Origin of the sequence: Prevotella sp. khp1, from assembly GCF_900102205.1 — a bacterium.
Classification (GTDB): domain Bacteria; phylum Bacteroidota; class Bacteroidia; order Bacteroidales; family Bacteroidaceae; genus Prevotella; species Prevotella ruminicola.
In genome coordinates this window covers 662,155-683,038 of record NZ_FNJZ01000001.1, presented here as the reverse complement: position 1 = coordinate 683,038, position 20,884 = coordinate 662,155, and the positions used below count along the sequence as shown (strand labels likewise).

At 46.6% G+C, this 20,884-nt stretch carries 15 protein-coding genes and 2 tRNA genes; 9 read left to right on the top strand and 8 right to left on the bottom strand.

Annotated elements, in window-relative coordinates; genetic code table 11:
- Positions 1-36: 36 nt before the first annotated feature.
- Together nifJ and BLR73_RS02940 are read right to left on the bottom strand one after the other, a co-directional pair.
- Positions 37-3,612, bottom strand: a complete 3,576-nt coding sequence (gene nifJ / locus BLR73_RS02945; protein WP_028908501.1) for a pyruvate:ferredoxin (flavodoxin) oxidoreductase — start codon at positions 3,610-3,612, stop codon at positions 37-39.
- Positions 3,613-3,680: 68 nt separating this feature from the next.
- Positions 3,681-4,874, bottom strand: a complete 1,194-nt coding sequence (locus BLR73_RS02940) for an ATP-binding protein (RefSeq protein WP_013063784.1) — start codon at positions 4,872-4,874, stop codon at positions 3,681-3,683.
- A 126-nt stretch (positions 4,875-5,000) separates the two neighbouring features.
- Here BLR73_RS02940 and BLR73_RS02935 point away from each other — a divergent pair, with 126 nt between their 5' ends.
- Positions 5,001-6,050: an ATP-grasp domain-containing protein gene (locus tag BLR73_RS02935; RefSeq protein WP_143010870.1), complete on the top strand. Its 1,050-nt coding sequence runs from the start codon at positions 5,001-5,003 to the stop codon at positions 6,048-6,050.
- Between the two features lie 79 nt (positions 6,051-6,129).
- Here the strand turns inward: BLR73_RS02935 and BLR73_RS02930 are convergent, their stop codons facing one another.
- The 6 genes from BLR73_RS02930 to BLR73_RS02910 all read right to left on the bottom strand — a co-directional run bounded on the left by BLR73_RS02930 (position 6,130) and on the right by BLR73_RS02910 (position 13,990).
- Positions 6,130-6,558 (bottom strand): biotin/lipoyl-containing protein, encoded by a 429-nt coding sequence (locus BLR73_RS02930; protein WP_028908504.1) that lies wholly within the window; start codon positions 6,556-6,558, stop codon positions 6,130-6,132.
- Positions 6,559-6,560: 2 nt separating this feature from the next.
- Positions 6,561-6,713 carry a hypothetical protein gene (locus tag BLR73_RS14295; protein ID WP_170857798.1) on the bottom strand — a complete coding sequence of 51 codons (153 nt, stop codon included), beginning with the start codon at positions 6,711-6,713 and terminating at the stop codon, positions 6,561-6,563.
- Positions 6,714-6,750: 37 nt separating this feature from the next.
- Entirely contained in the window at positions 6,751-8,316 is a 1,566-nt protein-coding gene (locus BLR73_RS02925; protein ID WP_028908505.1) for an acyl-CoA carboxylase subunit beta, read from the bottom strand.
- A gap of 42 nt (positions 8,317-8,358) precedes the next feature.
- Positions 8,359-8,769, bottom strand: a complete 411-nt coding sequence (mce, locus tag BLR73_RS02920) for a methylmalonyl-CoA epimerase (protein ID WP_013064811.1) — start codon at positions 8,767-8,769, stop codon at positions 8,359-8,361.
- A 153-nt stretch (positions 8,770-8,922) separates the two neighbouring features.
- A complete protein-coding gene (locus tag BLR73_RS02915) occupies positions 8,923-11,508 on the bottom strand; it encodes a DUF4842 domain-containing protein (protein ID WP_091858774.1) in 2,586 nt (861 codons plus the stop codon).
- 121 nt (positions 11,509-11,629) lie between these two features.
- Positions 11,630-13,990, bottom strand: a complete 2,361-nt coding sequence (locus BLR73_RS02910; protein ID WP_091858771.1) for a TonB-dependent receptor — start codon at positions 13,988-13,990, stop codon at positions 11,630-11,632.
- Between the two features lie 114 nt (positions 13,991-14,104).
- Here BLR73_RS02910 and BLR73_RS02905 point away from each other — a divergent pair, with 114 nt between their 5' ends.
- The 8 genes from BLR73_RS02905 to BLR73_RS02870 all read left to right on the top strand — a co-directional run bounded on the left by BLR73_RS02905 (position 14,105) and on the right by BLR73_RS02870 (position 20,762).
- Entirely contained in the window at positions 14,105-16,462 is a 2,358-nt protein-coding gene (locus BLR73_RS02905; RefSeq protein WP_091858768.1) for a C10 family peptidase, read from the top strand.
- Positions 16,463-16,468: 6 nt separating this feature from the next.
- The gene (locus tag BLR73_RS02900) at positions 16,469-16,918 is read left to right on the top strand and encodes an NfeD family protein (RefSeq protein WP_041385839.1); all 450 of its coding nucleotides are present in this window, start codon (positions 16,469-16,471) and stop codon (positions 16,916-16,918) included.
- 41 nt (positions 16,919-16,959) lie between these two features.
- The gene (locus BLR73_RS02895) at positions 16,960-17,913 is read left to right on the top strand and encodes an SPFH domain-containing protein (RefSeq protein WP_013064961.1); all 954 of its coding nucleotides are present in this window, start codon (positions 16,960-16,962) and stop codon (positions 17,911-17,913) included.
- 17 nt (positions 17,914-17,930) lie between these two features.
- Positions 17,931-18,818, top strand: a complete 888-nt coding sequence (dapA, locus tag BLR73_RS02890) for a 4-hydroxy-tetrahydrodipicolinate synthase (protein WP_013064109.1) — start codon at positions 17,931-17,933, stop codon at positions 18,816-18,818.
- 3 nt (positions 18,819-18,821) lie between these two features.
- The gene (locus tag BLR73_RS02885) at positions 18,822-19,706 is read left to right on the top strand and encodes an AraC family transcriptional regulator (protein WP_013064863.1); all 885 of its coding nucleotides are present in this window, start codon (positions 18,822-18,824) and stop codon (positions 19,704-19,706) included.
- A gap of 84 nt (positions 19,707-19,790) precedes the next feature.
- A tRNA-Arg gene (locus BLR73_RS02880) sits at positions 19,791-19,864 on the top strand.
- Positions 19,865-19,894: 30 nt separating this feature from the next.
- A tRNA-Arg gene (locus tag BLR73_RS02875) sits at positions 19,895-19,971 on the top strand.
- Between the two features lie 86 nt (positions 19,972-20,057).
- Positions 20,058-20,762 carry a sigma-70 family RNA polymerase sigma factor gene (locus BLR73_RS02870; protein WP_233426302.1) on the top strand — a complete coding sequence of 235 codons (705 nt, stop codon included), beginning with the start codon at positions 20,058-20,060 and terminating at the stop codon, positions 20,760-20,762.
- Positions 20,763-20,884: the final 122 nt, after the last annotated feature.

The window sequence follows — 20,884 nt, the reverse complement described above, 5'->3', positions numbered from 1 at the left end:
GAGCCCCACCTCTCTTAATATACTATTCAGGAAAAATTAGTCCTCCCAATTCTCCTGGCTCTTACGGATGTAAGACTTGTAACGGAGCTGAGCCATGCGCTGAGCCTCAGCGAAGAGCTCCTCGGCCTCGTTAGGATAAGCCTTCTTAACACTCAGGTAGCGAACCTCGCCAAGCAGGAAGTCGTGGAAGTTCTCCCAGTTAGGCTCCTTAGAGTCGAGAGAGAATGGGTTCTTGCCTTCCTCAGCCAGAGCTGGGTTGAAACGCCACAGGTGCCAGTAACCGCACTCAACAGCCTTCTTCTCCTCAGCCTGGCTCTTACCCATACCGCCCTTGGCCTTCAAGCCGTGGTTGATACATGGAGCGTAGGCGATGATGATTGAAGGACCGTGCCAAGCCTCAGCCTCGCGGATAGCCTTGAGGGTCTGTGCGTGGTCGGCGCCCATAGCAATCTGAGCTACATATACATAACCATAAGTGGTAGCAATCATACCCAGATCCTTCTTGCGGATGCGCTTACCCTGAGCAGCGAACTGTGCGATAGCACCAAGAGGAGTAGCCTTAGAAGCCTGACCACCGGTGTTAGAGTAAACCTCGGTATCGAGTACCAGGATGTTAACATCCTCGCCAGAAGCAATCACGTGGTCGAGACCGCCGTAACCGATGTCGTAAGAGGCACCGTCACCACCGATGATCCACTGTGAACGCTTAACCAGGTAGTGATCCAGAGTCTGGAGTTCCTTGCAAACTGGGCAGCCCTTAGCAGCGCTCTCGGCGATGCAAGCACGAAGCTTTGGAGCAATCTCCTTAGTCTTCTCGGCGTCGTCCTGATTAGCAATCCACTCCTGAGCAAGTGCCTTGTACTCGTCGCTGGCGTTGCCGTCGATCATCTCCTGCAGCAGCTTAGCAACGCGCTCCTTCATCTTCTTGTTACCAAGAGCCATACCCAGACCGAACTCGCAGAAGTCCTCGAACAGAGAGTTGTTGAATACAGGACCCTGACCCTTCTCGTTCTTGGTGTAAGGTGTAGAAGGAATAGAAGCAGAGTAGATTGAAGAACATCCAGTAGCGTTGGCAATCATCTGACGATCACCGAACAGCTGAGAAATCAGCTTAACGTATGGAGTCTCACCGCAACCAGAGCATGCGCCAGAGAACTCGAACAGAGGCTGAGCGAACTGTGAGTTCTTAACATTGCTCTTGATGTCAACCAGATTCTGCTTGCTCTTAACGTTCTTAACCAGGTACTCCCAGTTCTTAGCCTCCTGAACCATATCGGCAGCATCAGGATTGAATGGAGCCATGGTAAGAGCCTTACCAGTCTTAGGATTGCCTGGGCAGATATCAGCACAGTTACCGCAACCCAGACAGTCGAGTACTGAAGTCTCGATGCGGAAGTGCATGCCCTTCATAGCGGCAGGAGCCTTCATCTCGAGAGTATCAGCAGCAGCTGCGAAGCCCTTCAGCTCCTCGTCGTCGAGAACGAATGGACGGATAGCAGCGTGAGGACAGATGTAAGCACACTGGTTACACTGGATACAGTTGTCCTTGTTCCAAACAGGAACGAAGGCCTCAACACCACGCTTCTCGTAAGCGGCTGTACCAACTTCCCAAGAACCGTCGACGGTGTTGTGCTTAACGAAGTCAGAAACCTTCAGCAAGTCACCGGCCTGTGCGTTGATAGGACGAACCAGCTCCTTAACGAATGCAGGAGCGTCGTCGGCCTTAACCTCATCATCTGGCAGGTTAGCCCACTCAGGCTTAACAGTAAGCTGAACATACTCACCACCACGATCGATAGCGGCATAGTTCTTATCAACAACATCCTGACCCTTAGCTCCGTAAGACTTCAAGGCAGCAGCCTTCATCTTCTCAACAGCCAGCTCTACGGGGATTACGCCAGTAATACGGAAGAAGGCACTCTGCAGGATAGTGTTGGTACGGTTACCCAGACCAATCTCCTGAGCAATCTTAGTAGCGTTGATGGTATAAACAGTAATGTTGTTCTGTGCGAAGTAACGCTTTACCTTGTTAGGCATGAACTTCTCGAGCTCGTCGGCGTCGAAGATAGTGTTCAGCAGGAACTGACCGTTCTTCTGCAAACCACGTGTAACATCGTACATGTGCAGGTAAGCCTGAACGTGGCAAGCTACGAAGTTAGGTGTAGTTACCAGGTAGGTAGAGCGGATAGGTGTATCACCGAAACGCAGGTGAGAGCAGGTGAAACCTCCCGACTTCTTAGAGTCGTAAGAGAAGTAAGCCTGGCAGTACTTGTCGGTGTTGTCACCAATAATCTTAACTGAGTTCTTGTTAGCACCTACGGTACCATCGGCACCCAGACCGTAGAACTTAGCCTGGAACATGCCAGCACCACCCAGGGCGATCTCCTCAACCTCAGGCAGAGAGGTGAAGGTAACATCGTCTACGATACCAACTGTGAAGTGGTTCTTTGGCTCGGGCATAGCGAGGTTGTTGAACACGCTGATGATCTGAGCAGGTGTGGTGTCGCGGCTACCAAGACCGTAGCGACCGCCAACGATAACTGGACGATCCTGAACATCGTAGAAGGCATCCTTAACATCGAGGTACAGAGGCTCGCCGTTAGCGCCTGGCTCCTTAGTACGATCCAGAACGGCAATCTTCTTAACTGTCTTAGGAACAGCAGCCAACAGGTGCTTAACTGAGAATGGACGATACAGGTGAACTGAGATCATACCAACCTTCTGACCGTTTGCGTTCAGGTAGTCGATAGCCTCGCGAGCTGCATCGGTAGCCGAACCCATCAGGATGATGATACGATCGGCATCCTCGGCTCCGTAGTATGAGAACAGGTGGTACTCACGGCCGGTGATCTTAGAGATCTCGCCCAGGTACTTCTCTACTACCTCGGGTACTGCATCGTAGTAAGGATTGCTGGCCTCGCGGTGTGTGAAGAAGGTCTCGGGGTTCTCGGCGGTACCGCGTGTTACAGGGCGCTCAGGGCTCATAGCACGATCGCGGAAACGCTTGATGTACTCTTCCTTAACCAGAGGACGGATATCCTCCATGTCCATCATCTCAATCTTGTGATACTCGTGAGAGGTACGGAAACCATCGAAGAAGTTTACGAATGGAACCATAGTCTCGAGGGTAGCCAGGTGAGGAACAGCGGTAAGGTCCATAACCTCCTGAACTGAACCTGAGCAGAACATAGCAAAACCGGTCTGACGGCAAGCCATTACGTCCTGGTGGTCGCCAAAGATACACAGAGAGTGTGAAGCCAGCGTACGGGCAGATACGTCGAATACGCAAGGAATCAACTCACCAGCAATCTTGTACATGTTAGGGATCATCAGGAGCAAGCCCTGAGATGCGGTGAATGTAGTGGTGAGAGCACCAGCCTGCAGCGAACCGTGAACGGCACCGGCAGCACCAGCCTCTGACTGCATTTCCTGAACTGAGACGTTCTGGCCCCACAGGTTCTTACGACCACGTGCAGCCCACTCGTCAACATGCTCCGCCATTGGCGAAGACGGGGTGATGGGGTAGATAGCAGCTACCTCCGAGAACATATAGCTCACATGAGCTGCAGCCTCGTTACCATCACAGGTGATAAACTTCTTTTCTTTAGCCATTGTCTTTGATAACTATAAAAAAATGAATAACTATATGTGTAACTTTTACTTAATAGACTCGTACATTATTAATATAGGAATCCCAGTAGCCACAGGGGTATCTGGTTGTCCTTTCCAATCTCGGTATTGTAACGCGCATAGATGATGTCGGGCGACGTGCGCTGCTTGCCGGTGGCCTTGGCATCTATCACGCGGAACTTAAGCTTCTCATCTACCACGTAGTTGGCATCGCGTGTGCTGCAGCTGTTAACCTTGTGATCCTTCCACAGCGAGTTAACGAAGAAGGTCTCCATAGCCTCCTGCTTATCTACCTGGATAGGATAGATGGCGTACATCAGGTTTGAGTTGTGCAGCATAATCTTGGTAGGTTTCTTGGGGAACTCCTGACCAACGGGGTAAATCAGGTTCAGCAGTCGGGCATCGGTAAGATACTTGATGTAGTTCATCACCGTGGCGCGGCTGGTTTCTATATCCTGTGCCAGCTTACTTACGTTGGGAGCCTTCGAGGCACCCTCTTCGGCAATCTGGTAGAAAAGTTTCTTAATCTTTGTAAGGTACTTCAGCTCAATCTGCTTAACCAGCAGAATATCTACCTCGGTCATCATGTTCATGGTCTTCAGCAGGTTCTCGCTGTAGTTGCGATGCTCCTGGAAGAAGGGGTAGAAGCCGTGGTGGATGTAATCCTGGAAATACTTGTTGGGCGAAGCCTTGGGCAGAATCTGCTTGATGATATGCTCGTGATCCTGCAGAATCTCCTCGAGTGTGTAGGGCTTGAAGTTGTTGCCCGTCATCAGATTGATGAACTCGCGGAACGAGAAACCGCGCAGGTTGTAGCTCTTTACGATACCGTTAAGTTCGGGGTTCTCGTCCTTCAGGCGCATCACGCTCGAACCGGTGAACACAATCTTCAGGTTGGGGTACAGGTCGTAGCACTTACGGAGCTCGCTACTCCAGTCGGGCTGCTTAAACACCTGGTCGATCAGAAGTACGCGACCGCCCTGCTTGTAGAACTTACCGGCAAAGCTGGCAATGCCCTGACCCTGAAAGTAGAAGTTGTTCATGTTGATATACAGACATTGCTTGTCGAGTAAATCAAAATTCTCCTTAGCGTACTGAAGTAGAAAAGTGGTTTTGCCGACACCTCGTGTGCCTTTAATTCCAATCATGCGGTCGTTCCAGTTTATCTCATCCATAAGAATGCGACGAACCGGTGCATTTGCATGCTCTACGAGATATCTGTGCGTCCTGAAAAAAGCTTCCATTCCTGCTTGATTTGTTTCTTTGTACTTTTAAAAGTGGTGCAAAGATACACATTTTATATTAAAATGCAAAGTCTAATTAGCAAAATCTCAAAAAAAAATAGTAATTTTGCGCCAAAATTGATGAAAATGGCAAAATTATACGTATTTAATCCAGAACACGACCTTGCTTTGGCAGCAAACCTCTCAAATTTTACTGCGCCACATGCCGGGCGACAGTTGCGACATGACTTGGGATACCTGCCCGCACTTTGGGCTGGCGACGACGATCTGATTCTGGTGGATGATGTGGAAACAGCCGTGAGGGCTTATGGCCGATTAAGGGCAAAAGTGGGTGGAACACCCAAAAAGTTTATTAATGCATCGCAGTTGGCTAACGAGGATATTACAGATGTGGAGCCTTGGGGCTGGGATCTGGCCTTGCGCGCTTTCTTGAAGCGTAAGGGCGTGGATGCCGTACCTACCGAGCAGCAGATTGAGGTGGTTCGCGACTTGTCGCATCGTAAGCATGCGATAGATTTGCTGCGCCAGTTGCAGCTGCCTGGGACTATTGGCGATTCATGTTGTGCTGATACCATCTTTGAGATTCGTGATGAGTTGAAACGTTACGGTAAGGTGGTGGTAAAGGCCCCCTGGAGCAGTAGTGGGCGAGGGGTGCGTTTCTTAACTGTGGCTTTCGACGAGTATCAGGAACGCTGGATTAAGAACATTGTCAAGAGTCAGGGATGCGTGGTGGTTGAGCCTTATTATAATAAGGTGAAAGATTTTGGTATGGAGTTTATGAGCGATGGTAACGGCCAGGTTACGTATCTGGGATTATCGCTGTTTCATACTAAGAACGGCGCCTATACGGGCAACCTGATTGCTACCGAAGAAAATAAGCAGGAGTTGATAAGTAACTATATACCAGCGGGTTTGCTGGCAGATGTTAGAGAAAAGATATGCCAGTATATGGGCGAGAAACTCAAGGATAAGTATCGCGGACCGTTCGGCGTGGATATGATGCTGGTATCTACAGCCGATAAGGATGGGTTCCTGTTGCACCCATGTGTTGAGATAAATCTGCGTCGCACCATGGGCCATGTGGCGCTGGCCATACGGCCCTTTGCCGATGGCTTTACACGCGTGATGCGCATAGAATATACCGATAAATATAAGATGCACGTGGTAAAACGATAACATCGATACAGAAGAAAAAAGTAATCCCTGCCAAACTACATTGGCAGGGATTTCTCTTTATTATTAATAAGGTGTAATCTTACTCGATAACTATCAGAGCATCGTCCTCCATTACACTCTCACCAACTTTTACGCAAATAGCAGTAACCTTACCATCCTTCTCGGCAGCCAGGTTGTTGGCCATCTTCATAGCCTCGAGAACTACTACTGTATCGCCAGCCTTTACCTCGTCGCCCTCGGCAACCAGAATGTCGGTAATAACACCTGGCAGAGGAGCCTTTACGGCATTGGCCTTGTTTACAGCGCCCTTGTTGGCTGCAGGAGCGTCGTCGGCAGCAGCTGTTGCGGCAGCCTTAACTACTGGCTTCTTCTTCTCAGGTTCAGCCTGCTTCTCCATTTCAACGGTATACTGTTCGCCGTTAACGGTCAGGGTAGCGATGTTATCAGTAATATCGCCTACCACAACCTCGTACTTGTTTCCATTAATGGTATACTTGTATTCTTTCATTTTTAGGGATGTTGAGTGAATGTTTGCGCATAGCCGTTCCACTGGGTTGGGCGTGCGTTAATTGTTATAATGCCTGTTTCAACGTCGTGAACGTTGTTTCCCATATGCTCGTGCAGGGCCAGGGCAATTGCAGCATATACTTCGTTATTATTCATGTTAATCAATTGTCAATTATCAATTGTTAATTACCAATTACATTGGTATGTTACCGTGCTTCTTAGCGGGCAGCGAGTCGCGCTTGGTAGCGAGCTGGGCCAGACCGCGGCAGATGCGGAAACGAGTGTTGCGTGGCTCGATAACATCATCGATGTAGCCATACTTGGCAGCCTGATAAGGATTAGCGAACAGCTCGTTGTACTCGTCCTCCTTCTCGGCGATGAATGCCTTAACGTCCTCGCCAGCCTCTTTCTTAGCCTTAGCCTCCTTAGCATACAGTACGGCAGCAGCACCTGATGCTCCCATAACGGCGATCTCGGCTGATGGCCATGCGTAGTTAAGGTCGGTATGCAGCTGCTTAGAGCCCATAACGATGTGTGAACCACCGTACGACTTACGCAGGGTAACGGTAATCTTGGGCACAGTAGCCTCGCCGTAAGCGTAGAGCAGCTGAGCACCGTGCAGGATGACAGCGTTGTACTCCTGACCTGTACCAGGCAGGAATCCTGGAACGTCAACAAGTGATACGATAGGAATATTGAAGGCGTCGCAGAAACGAACGAAACGGGCACCCTTACGGCTGGCGTTAACGTCGAGTACACCAGCGTAGCAAGCAGGCTGGTTAGCTACGATACCTACGCTCTGACCGTTGAAGCGAGCGAAACCTACGATGATGTTCTTAGCGAACTTAGGCTGTACCTCGAAGAACTCGCCGTTATCGGTGATAGCAGCGATAACCTTGTACATATCGTATGCCTCGTTGGGGTTCTCTGGGATAATCTCGTTCAGAGTGTCCTCCATACGGTTGATAGGATCGGTGCAAGGCTTCGAAGGAGCTGTCTCCATGTTGTTAGATGGGATGTAGCTCAGCAGAGTCTTAATCATCTGCAGACCCTCTTCCTCGGTCTTAGCTGTGAAGTGGGTAACACCCGACTTGGTAGCGTGAACCGATGCACCACCCAGGTGCTCCTGGTCGATATCCTCGCCGGTAACGGTCTTTACAACCTTTGGACCTGTGAGGAACATGTATGATGTACCCTCCATCATCAGAGTAAAGTCGGTAAGAGCGGGGCTGTAAACAGAACCACCGGCGCAAGGACCGAAGATACCTGAAATCTGAGGAATAACACCTGAAGCCAGGATGTTACGCTCGAAAATCTCGGCGAAACCAGCCAGAGAGTTGATACCCTCCTGAATACGTGCACCACCCGAATCGTTGATACCGATAACAGGAGCGCCCATCTTCATGGCCATATCCATAATCTTACAAATCTTCTGACTCATAGTCTCCGACAGAGAACCTGCGTGTACAGTAAAGTCCTGTGCGAAGACGAATACCAGACGACCATCGATAGTACCTGAACCGGCTACTACACCATCACCAAGGAACTGCTTCTTCTCCATACCGAAGTTATGGCAGCGATGCTCCTTAAACATATCGTACTCTTCGAACGAACCCTCGTCGAGCAGCATGTCAATACGCTCACGAGCGGTATACTTACCACGGTCGTGCTGTTTCTGAATAGCTTTCTCACCACCACCGAGACGGGCCTGTTCGCGCTTCTCGATGAGTTGCTTGATTTTTTCTAATTGTTTGCTCATTTCTTTTTGTAATTCAATATTTTAAATCTTCAATTTTCAATTTTATTCCGGGTGCTCACAGAGCTCTGTCAGGATACCGCAGGTTGATTTGGGGTGCAGGAAAGCGATGTTCAATCCCTCGGCGCCCTTGCGTGGTTTCTCGTCGATCAGACGAACGCCCTTCTCCGAAACCTCGGCCAGACCTTTGGCTACACCGTCCTCAACACAGAAGGCTACATGATGTACGCCCTTGTTACCTTTGTCGAGCCACTTCTGGATGGTACTCTCAGGTGATGTTGGCTCCAGCAGCTCGAGCTTTACCTCGCCGCAACGCAGGAAGGCTGTCTTCACTTTCTGGTCCTCAACTACTTCTGTTGCATAACACTCCAGACCCAGCACGTCGGTAAAATACGGCAGGCTTTCTTCAATGCTCTGGACGGCAATACCCAGATGCTCAATGTGCGAAATCTTCATAACCTTAAAAATTAGAATTAATATTTTCGAATTGCAAAGGTACAAAACTTATTGGATAATCCACCCATATTTTGCTTTTTTTATTAAAAAAAAGAGATTGCAGCCCGTTTTCGGCTACAATCTCTTGCATATTGTGTATATTTATTGAATTGTTTATCTGTTGTAAGGGTTAATGTATATCTTCGAATCGTCGTAATACTCAGGCCAGTTACCGTAGTTGTTGGCGTTATTTACCCAATTGCGGAACGTGGTATATGCCGTTGCGATGCTGATTTTTTCCTGAGGATAATTAAAGTTGCCTGGCATGATGAGTGCGAAAGGAGCCCCACCAGTTGCTGGCAAGCCTATTGTGCGGCCGCCCTGACCATTGTTGGTGATGTAGATGTTGCTCAGGAACTGCTTGATGCTTGTTGATGCATCTACTCTGTAAACGCAAGATACCGAAGGTAAAACCTCGTCTGATGTCACGGTGTTGACGAATGTTGAGGTTTCTACGCCAAACAGCCCGTGTACTTCTTTGTTCTTAAGTTCGGTACCTCTCACGTAATCGCCTACAATACCGCTGATAAGTACGGGGTCGTTAGCACCAGTAGCAATCAGCGACAACTCTAACTCGGTTGACGAAACGCGGGTACAACGCAATACCACGTCGTTCATATCGTAGTCGGCCACATTCGGTCGGTCCTCAAAGCACATGGTGTAAGCCTGCTCCTCAACCTCCAGAGGGTCGTCGGGTATATCTACACCAGCCTCACCGTTGCTACCAATTTCAACGATCACATCACTATATTGTGCGTCGGATCCTTCCTCAAAACAGAGATAGATCTTGTTGTTGGCCTTAAATGTTGCCATACGGGGTGAGTTCAGTTCCATGCCATCTTTGTTGTTGTCAGACTTAACAGCATTCTTGAACTGGCCGTATTTGTTGATTTCTGTATTCAATTCGCCATATCCATATGAGCAGCCTTTTTTGTCACGGTCGCCATTGTTGTGATTTGCTTCTGCACCACCATCTTTTCTAATCATGAATCCTACACGGTAGCCCTCAGGGATAATAGTCGAAGGCTTTGTACTTGGTGGTGCAATTTGTCCATCGGGGAAATAATCCAATGAGAGTTCAACGTCGTTAATGGCATTTGCTGGATGTTCGTCGTATACCTTAAATGTCCATTCTCGAGCAGTTCTATAGTCTCCACTTATATTTGTTCCTCCTTTATTAAGATACGTAAAATCAGTATCTATACGTGCCTTGATAAAATTGTTTTTGGCTGAACTTAAAATAAACACTTTTTGTTTCGTTATGTCATCGAAAGCATATGGATTCTTTGCTCCATCTGTAATATAGATAGTATAGTTTTTAAAACTATTTTCTGAGATATCCTTATTTTTTACATAATCACCATTGTTCCACCAAAAGAATTTTTGACTTCCGACGTTATAAAGCATTACAGTATTGTCATTGGTGTTCGTAAAAAGTTGCCACAGCTGATACTCAATATTGTCGGTGTATTCATCCTTCAAATTATGCGTGCTGTCGCCATATGTGATAAAATGATTTGATGCTGGTATTGGTTTTGGTTTTGCATCACTTTTACCAGAATTATTGTAGATGCGATAGTATTTTCCATCTGTGGTATAGCCATACGAGCCAAGGGTGGAAGGCTTGAATGTAAACTCTGAAGCATTTCCATAGAAAGGCAGGAGGTATTCGTGCAGTCTAAGGAAGTTTACATCTTTTTCTTTTACTTCAATTCCTGTAACAGCGCTGAATGCCTGTCTTTCGTCATTTACGTCAACGGCCTTGAACTTAGGCAGCGACTTGATATAGTTGGCTGTGTCTCCTCCTACAACATCTTCTGGTTTGAAGTAATAGTAATAGATGTCGCACCAGTAGGCTTCCTTAGAAGCTGCCTGGACTGGGCATATTGTGATGGGAGCCTGTCCTTTTGCCTCCAGATGGTTGCCGTATAACTGAACGACACTACTCTCGTTAATGAGTTTTAGATTATTTCTAGCTTTGCCATTGCTGCCATATCGGTCGAGCCAAGGAACGAATATATCATTAAGTTCATTTGCTTCATCTTCGGATAAAGCCGTTGCATTTCTGTAAATGGTCGAATTAGATATAGTCCAGCCATTGGAACTCTCACCTGATAGTTTCCACAAACGGTCGTTTTCCCAATTCGTATCTTTCCAAATGCTGTAATAGCTGTCGTTACTATTGGCACGCTCAGCATTGTACGACAGGAATGATTCTTTGTATTTAAGCGAAATGTTTGGTAGTTCTTCACCAGCTCTTGTGGTGGCAACAGCACGGGTAGCGGCAGTAGAACTTCTGAAACTAACACTCTTTTCTCCAATATTGAACCCCTTGATATAATACTTACCATTGCCGTCGACACAGGCTGCAATCACTCGGGTGTTAGTTCTTGGTGCATCATAGCTTAATGTTACGGTCTGCCCGGCTGTGGCATCAGCTTCGGCCAGGATAGTGGCGTCGGGGTTAAAGAACGGTGACTCGGTCAGGAGCTGTACCTTGGTAATGTTAGCTAGGTCGGCGTCAGCAGTTACGGTAATCGTACCAGATGTTGTGGTGCGCCAATCCTGGTTAGGATCAATCAAACCAAATATCTGTTCGGCATTTTCCTTAATGTCGTTAGCATCGTTATAAACAAACTCCTTGGTACAACTGCCTAACGATAAAATGCTTAGTAGTGCATAAATCGATATCTTTCTCATCGCAAAAATTCTTTTAGTTACGTTATTATACTTCAAACAAACTGTAATTTCTGCAAAGATAACGTTTTTATTTATAATTGTACCCGCGAAGCTTCGAAAAACCCTCGAAAATTAACAAATATTATAAATTTATAGTAATTTTCCCGTTAATTTGGCGATTCGTCAGGAAATTAGGTACAGCCCACTGGATGTTCGATACATCAGTCACCCAATAGTAGCTGTTAACGTTTGAAATACCAAACAGGTTCAGGCAGTCGATTCCTAACCAGATGCCCTTGATGCCTTTAGTGTTCTTTAGGGCGCAATAGCTCATACCGATATCGGCACGTTTGTAGGCTGGGGCGCGGAATTGCTGCTGTTCCAGTCCTCTGTGTGGTGCGCCAAAGGGCAGACCGTCGGCAAATGCCAGGCGTAGCGTTAGCTTCCATCGCTCGGTACCTGGGAAATAATCGGTAAAATGCAGGTTCATAGCCCAACGCTGGTCGGTGGGTAATGGTATCCATTGGTTGTTGAACTTCTGGCGGGTGCTCATCAGCGAGAGGGTAAGCCATGAGTCGGTTCCTGGCACAAATTCGCCGTACAGTTTCAGGTCGATACCTGTGGCGTAACCCTTGGTAAGATTCTCACCGTAATAGGTAATCTTCATGTTCTGTACATTATACGGAATCAGGTTGTTAAGCGCTTTGTAATAGGCTTCGGCTGTAAACTTGAACGGACGGTTCAGCATTCTGAATCGGTAGTCGGCTGCAGCTATGAAGTGGATAGATTGCTGACTCTTGATATGGTTATTCAGCGCAGCTGTTGTGATGCCGTTAACCGTTGTGGTGTCGCGCATCTCTTTGTAGAATGGCGCCTGATAATACAAGCCTGTTGCGAATCTGAAGGTGAGATCGCTATCGAATGCCGGCACGATGGCTAATGAAGCTCTGGGCGATACGGTTGTTTCCTTGTTATAACTCCAGTTGGCGATTCTTACGCCGTAATTCAGCGTAAAGTAATTGTCGCCTTTTGCCCAGCGGTAAACATCTTGTATGTAAGCTTCAATCCTGTTGCTGCGGATATCGTTCTTGGCATTCAGCGTGTATATCAGGTTCAGCTTATCGGCAGAGTGGGGGATAGAGTAGCCACTCGAGTCGCGCATCTCGTATTCGCGTGATTGTTCCTTAATGTGTTCTGTCTTGTAGCTGATGCCTGCCTCGATGTCGTGACGACGTGTTTGATGGCGGACTATCAGCTTGAAATTAATCACATCGGCTGAAAGATAATTGCGGGCGTGCTCCATATAAGTGCCCACGCCTAAACTCTCCTGAGTCTGCGTGTCGTTTAGCCAATACTGGCCCGTTATGTCGTACGTTTCGCGTTCCTTGGTGTGAAATGCTGATGTAATAAACTTTATACTGGTTGAATCACTAATTCTACGTGTAATTCCGAGTGCGCCGAAAAGGGTATTGAAACGGTCCTTTTCCTGTCCGTCGAAATATACTTTAAACTGTTTGGCATCGGCTAAAGTACCAAAGCTCGTTTCTCTGTCTTTGGGCGTAAAGTTGTAATGATTATCAGCTATATTACCTATAAAATCTATGTTCCACCTTTTGTTTGGGTTATAGCTTATATATGTCTGATAATCAAGAAAGTTTGGTTTGTATTCTCCTGTGGTTTCTAATGTGTTCAGCAGGTAACGGTTGGTCTTGTATCTGATGCCGTGACTCATCGAGAAACGGCTGTTGCCGTAACCGATAAATCCACTCGCACCCAACAGCGAGGCTGTGGCATTTGCTTCAAAGCCTTTAATACGTCTGTACGTAATGTCTAATACCGACGACATTTTGTCGCCATATTTTGCTTCGTATCCTCCTGTAGAAAAACCGATTTTTTCAACCATATTAGGGTTGATGACCGACAGACCTTCCTGCTGTCCGCTACTAATTAATAAAGGTCGGTAAACCTCAATCTGGTTAATGTAAACCGAGTTCTCGTCGAACGATCCGCCGCGTACATTATATTGTGACGACAGCTCGTTATGGCTCGATACACCCGCCTGCTGCTGTATCATCTCCTCGACCGCATTTCCCGTGGTTGAAGGTGTTTGTTTCAGGTGTTTGGTGTCCAGTTGTTCTGTCTGTGATGTCTGTCGGCGACGTTGCGTTACCGTTACCTCACTCAGCGTGGCTGCAGGATGCATCACAATCTGTACTGTCATCTTACCTTTGGGACGTTTAAACACGCGCTTTCTTACGCCATAGCCCACCATCGTGAATTTTACCACAACCGAGTCGGCTGTGCTCAGACCGATGCTGAACTCGCCTTTCAGATTAGTCATGGTTAGCTTTCCTTGGGCGGCGCACGATATGGTTACAAGTTCCAATGCATGCCCATCTTCGTCGATCACTTTTCCCTTCAGGGTGAAGTCATCGGCGGCTGCAGTCAGGGTACTCATCAATAGTACCAATATGATGATGAATTTGTTTAATTTGCGTATCATTATAACATAATAACGGAAAAATCGCGCTTTTATTTGCTAATAATTTGTTTTTTCTTTGCTATTTCGACAAAAATGTCTATTTTTGCACTATAAAACCATCAAATTGTTACAATTATGAAGAAATATCTACTCTCAACCTACCTGGTGCTATTCAGTTTCTTGCTGACGATGGCAGCACCTGTTGACGAGCAATCGGCCCGTAGAATCGCAAGTGATTTTCTGCGTAGTAAAATGCCGCATGTAACCCGTGCCGCAAGTGGAGAGTTAACTCGCGCTGTAACAGGCGTTGCCGATGGTGATAGCGCTGGTATATATGTGTTTAATTGTGATGGCGGTTTTGTGGTTATTAGTGCAGATGACGAACTACCATCGGTACTGGCATATGGCTTGAAGAATAGCTATGATGCCCAGACAGCTCCTCCTGCTATGCAGACTATGCTCGAGGCTTATAATCATGCAGTAAACAGTAGCGTTAAAACGCGTGCTACCGTACCTACGCATGCAGATATTTCTCCTCTGATTAAGACCCAATGGAATCAGAATACTCCCTATAATAATAATTGCCCTGTTGAGTCGGGCGTGAACTGTCCTACTGGTTGTGTGGCTACTGCGACGGCTCAGATTATGTATTATCACAAATGGCCTGAAACATTTAATTGGGATGCCATGAAGACCACCTATTCGTCAGACGATACTGGTGAGGCTGTTGATGCTGTAGCCAAACTGATGGCAGATGTTGGTGAGAAAGTGTACATGCAATATGGCTCAGAAAGCTCAAGTGCCTATGATTATGATGCCTGTGAAGCGCTTCGTATCCAATACGGCTATGCCGAAACAACGAATTATATCGAGCGTACATGCTATACCGCCAAGGGTTGGGACGAAGTTATTTATAATGAGTTAGCAGCTAATCGTCCAGTTCTCTATAGTGGAAATTCAGCCTCTTCTGGTCAAGGAATAGTTGGGCATGCCTTTATCCTTGATGGTTATCAGGCAAAAGATGGTGTGGGCTATTTCCATGTAAACTGGGGTTGGGGAGGTTCAAGCGATGATTACTTCCTGATTTCTGTTTTGAATCCTGAAATGCAATATACGGGTGGTAATGCTGGTTCAAGTGGCTATTCTTTCAGTCAGTCGGCACTTGTAGGTGTTGAGAAAGGTGCGTCGGTTGCAGGAAAGTCTATGCGATTGTTTGTAAATAGCTGTACCATAAAAAGCGATAAAGGTACCTATACTCGTAACTCTGCTTCGGAAAACTTCCCTGGCATACAGTTGATGATGTATATATATAATGTTGTCCAACCTAAAGAAGTACGCCACTATGATCTGGGCTATGCATTATACCAGAATGATAAACTGGTGGCAATGATTGATTCGACATCAGTAAATTACAATTTTGATTATTTTAAAGGCACTTCATATATTACCGCTTCGTTGGCATTTGGTAAGGGACTTGATGATGGTACTTATCAGCTGCGAGCCATGAGCCGTGAAACGGGAAAGAGTTTGTGGCAACAGGCTTTGAACGCTACTTGTCGTTATATTGAGCTAACCATCAATGGTAATCAGATGACAACCAAGGCTTACGGATCATTTGAAGATCCTTCTGTTTCAAGTTTTACTATCAATTCGGTAACCGTAAGCGAGAATTGTGAGGTGGGTAAGCCAATAACAATTACCGTAAACGTAACAGATAAGAACAAGACAAACAATGCCCCATTGTTCCTGTATGGTAATGCCAGCTTAGAGCAGGGTACTGATAAGTTCCAGCTCCTGACAGGTGGTGGTACCAACCTTGAGGCTGGTGAGACAGGCGATGTGGTACTGGAATACACACCTCAGCGTGCGGGCAATTTTGTATTTTATCTGAGTGGTGATAGAACAGAACTTACTGATTCACTCTATCGTTTCGAAGCAAATGTTACGGGAGTGGCATTAGTCTTGGATCTGGAGGTTGAAGGTGCTAAATCTACATCTTCGGGTTGGAATGAGGCATCTACTGGAACTACTTTGAAGGGTGTCGCACACATTTCAAATTACGGTTCTGAAACTTATAACGACAATATTAATATCTTGTTGTATGGCGGTACGTCACCGACTGATATTGAGAACATCACTATTTTGAAAAACCCGGTAAATATCGCTTTTGGCAAGACTATTGATATTCCATTCAGTTTCCAGAATCTTACCGTCGGAAATTATTATCTGCCGCTGTTCTATGGATTTAATGGCGATGATATATTACCTCTTAATTTCGAACTTTTTGAGCAGGATGGTAGTCAGTATTTCCAATACAAGTATAGTGCAATTTATCTGTTGTTAGAGGATACTGCCATCAAGGATATCCAGCTTGATTCACCTGATGCCGATGTATACGACATGCGTGGTGTTCGCCTGGGTAAGGCTTCAGAACTGAAGAGTCTGCCTAAGGGTGTATACATTATTAATAAGAAGAAAGTGGTAAACAAATAAACGATTATGATTGATTATATCATGCAACATCTCTGGCAGTTATGGGCTGCAGTAGCACTCATCTGTCTGATACTCGAACTCACAGCTGGCGATTTCTTCATTATCTGCTTCGCTATCGGCGCTGTACCTGCTGCTATCGTGGCAGCTATTGGTGCGGGCACTTATTATCAGATTGTGGTGTTTGCGGTTGTAACACTCGTTAGCTTGTTTTATGTGCGCCCCTTTGCCAAGCGCTATCTGCATAAAGGCGAAGACAAACGCATTAGTAATGCCGATGCGTTGCTGGGCCGACAGGGCAGGGTGGTAGAGCCTATCCAAGCTGGCGGTTTTGGACGTGTGCAGATAGATGGCGACATCTGGAAAGCCGTGACCAAGAGCGATACCGACATCCCAGAGGGTGCCAACGTGGTAGTGGTAGATCGTGCGTCAACTATCATTACGGTGGAGAAAATGTAAAAATTTAAAATTAAAGAATTGAAAAATTAAAGAATTAAAAAATGGATATAATGTCTTACATCTTGATAGCCATTGTGGTATGCGTGGTTATCTTTGCCAAAATGGCACTTGTGATTATTCCTCAGTCAGAAACCAAGATCATCGAACGTCTGGGTCGTTACTATGCTACGCTCCAGCCAGGTATCAACATCATCATTCCGTTCATCGATCGTGCCAAGTCGATAGTTGTTCTGCATCACGGACGCTATATGTACTCTACCACCATCGATCTGCGTGAACAGGTGTACGATTTCCCAAAGCAGAATGTGATTACAAAAGATAACGTACAGACAGAGATTAATGCGCTGCTGTATTTCCAGATTGTTGATCCGTTTAAGGCTACTTACGAGATTAACAACCTGCCCAATGCTATCGAGAAGCTTACTCAGACTACGCTTCGTAACATTATCGGTGAACTGGAACTCGACGAGACGCTGACATCTCGCGACACCATCAATAAAAAGCTCTCTGCCGTACTCGACGACGCTACCGATAAGTGGGGCGTTAAGGTTAATCGCGTAGAGCTGCAGGATATCACACCTCCAGATTCTGTGCTTACAGCGATGGAGAAGCAGATGCAGGCCGAGCGTAATAAGCGTGCGCAGATTCTGACATCGGAGGGACAGAAGGCTGCTGAGATTCTGGCTTCTGAAGGTGAGAAGACTGCTATCGTTAACAAGGCCGAAGCTGCTAAGCAGCAGGCTATCTTGCAGGCCGAGGGTGAGGCACAGGCTCGTATCCGTAAAGCCGAGGCCGAAGCAAAGGCTATCGAACTGATTACTCAGGCTGTAGGTAAGAGCACCAATCCTGCCAACTACCTGCTGGCTCAAAAGTATATTCAGATGATGCAGGAACTTGCAGAGGGCGACAAGACAAAGACCGTCTACCTGCCGTATGAGGCCACTAACCTCCTCGGTTCAATTGGCGGTATCAAAGATTTATTTAAAGCAGAATAATAGCAACACAATTATACATGGTACATAACATTTTTAAAGGTCTGGGCATTGCGCTCATTACCCCATTCAAGGAAGACGGTTCGGTTGACTACGATGCGCTGATACGTCTGGTTGACTATCAGCTTAACAACGGTGCTGACTTCTTTTGCATCCTCGCTACAACAGGTGAGACACCTACATTGACACGTGAGGAGAAACAGAAGATTAAGGATTTAGTAGTAGACTACGTGCAGGCGCGCGTACCTATATTAATAGGATGCGGCGGCAACAACACCGCTGCTGTCGTAGAAGAGTTACAAACAGCCGACTTCAAGGGCATCGACGGCATACTTAGCGTTTGTCCTTATTACAACAAGCCTTCGCAGGAGGGCTTGTACCAGCACTTTAAAGCCATCGCAGCTGCTACCCAGTTGCCCGTTGTGCTTTATAACGTGCCTGGTCGTACTGGTGTAAACCTGCAGGCAGCTACTACTGTTCGTCTGGCTCGCGATTGTCAGAATATCGTGGCTATCAAGGAGGCCAGTGGTAATCTGGAGCAGGTAGATGAGATTATCAAAAACAAACCTGCCGATTTCGACGTGATCTCTGGCGACGATTCGCTTACATTCCCTATGGTTAGCTGTGGCGCCGTAGGTGTCATCTCTGTTATTGGTAATGCGTTGCCAAAGGAGTTCTCGCGTATGATCCGTTTGCAGATGCGCGGCGAGTACGATCCTGCACGCACTATCCATCATCGTTTTACCGATCTCTTCTCTCTGCTGTTTGTTGATGGCAACCCTGCAGGTGTAAAGGCCATGCTTTCGGAGATGGGCTTTATCCAGAATGTGCTCCGTTTGCCATTGGTGCCTATGCGTATCAATAACATGCAGCGTATGTCTGAGATTCTCAAAGAACTGAAAATTTAAGATATGGTAGAAAGCAAGGTTATCCATGAGATTACCCAGTTGACGGGAAAGGATGTGCTCTATATTGCCGAACGACATAAAAAAGAGTTCACCTATCCCATTCATAACCATAAGGTATTCGAACTTAACTTCGTAGAGCATGCCCCAGGCGTTCGTCGCATTGTGGGCGACTCTAGCGAGGTGATTGGCGATTACGACTTGGTGCTGATAACTAGTCCTGATCTGGAGCATGTATGGGAGCAAGGCGATTGCACCAGCGACGATATCCACGAGGTAACCATACACTTTGAGTTCGATTTTTCCGATAATAGTATCTTTTCGCGAAATCCCTTCATCTCTATCCAGCAGATGATGCAGGAGGCACGCAAGGGACTTAGTTTCCCGATGGACGCTATCATGCGTGTGTATCAGCAACTCAATACGCTTTGTAGCGTAAAGGATGGTTTTTATGCTTTCCAGCAGTTCCTTACCATCCTGTACGAGCTGTCGAAGTGTGATGGTGCTCATACGTTGGCTTCAAGTAGCTTTGCTAAGATCGAGGTAACAAGCGATAGCCGACGCGTAACGAAGGTAAAGAACTATATCGAGCAGAACTACACCAAGGAAATCCGATTGACTACACTTGCCGACCTGGCAGGTATGAGTCCTTCGGCTTTCAGTCGTTTCTTCAAGTTGCATACCGGTCGTAATCTGAGTGAGTATATCATCGACCAGCGATTGGGTTATGCCAGCCGTATGTTGGTGGATAGTACCAATTCGGTATCCGAAATCAGCTATGCTTGTGGGTTCAATAACCTGAGCAACTTTAATCGTATTTTCAAGAAACGTAAGGGTTGTAGCCCCTCTGAGTTCCGCGAAAACTACCATAAAACGCGAATTATCGTGTAAAACTGCACTTTTTTCGAAAAAAGTCCTCCAAAAGTTTGGTGGTTCCAAAAAAAGTCAGTACCTTTGCACCCGCAAATCGGAAATGGTTCCGTAGCTCAACTGAATAGAGCATCTGACTACGGATCAGAAGGTTGTGGGTTTGAATCCCGCCGGAATCACAAAAACGGTTGCAAAAATAAAGGAACAATGGTTCCGTAGCTCAACTGAATAGAGCATCTGACTACGGATCAGAAGGTTGTGGGTTTGAATCCCGCCGGAATCACCAAGAGGAGAGAAAATCGAAAGGTTTTCTCTCCTTTTTTTGTGTATATCGAAATACTTTCGTATCTTTGCAAACAAAAAGAGATTGATATGGAAGATTCAGCATTAAACAGATATTTGGATGAGATTGGACGTGAGCAGTTGCTAACCAATGAAGAGGAGCGCGAATTGGCCGAACGTATTGCAAAAGGCGACGAACGTGCGCTGTCGAAGTTGATCGAGGCTAATCTTAAGTTTGTGGTATCTGTTGCTCGCCAGTACAAAGGTAAAGGTGTAGATATGGAAGATCTGGTGAGCGAGGGCAATCTCGGCTTGATGAAGGCTGCTGCCAAGTTTGATGCTAGCAAAGGTGTGCGTTTTGTTAACTTTGCTGTTGTTTACATCCGTCAGTCTATCGAGAAGGCTATCGACCAGCAGGGTGGACTTTATCAGGTGCCAAAGGACGTAAAGCAAGAGGTGGCTCGCCAGCAGGCACAAGCTGTATCTGTTGATGCACCTCTGGGGCATCGTACCAACATGAGTCTGCTGTCGGTATTGGTTAATAAGGATGCGCCCTTGGCTGATGAGCGAGTACACTCTGAAGCTATCGAGGATGCCATAGAATTTGCTTTAGGCACACTTGATGCGCGCGAACGCCGTGTGATAAATGCTTTCTACGGAATTAATCAGGAGCACGAAACGATGGCCGAGATAGCCGAGGATATGGATGTCAAGCGCGAGCGTGTACGCCAGATACGCGAAAAAGCTGTTCGTAAACTGCGTAAGGCCTATCGCAACAAGCTTAAATCGCTATAGGCGTTAATTAATATATGTTAATTTATTAATATTTCTTTGAATACATCGGAAAATTATCTATCTTTGCAGAAATATTACGTTCTAACTAATTGAATATAAGACCGTGGAACTGTATTCTGTGA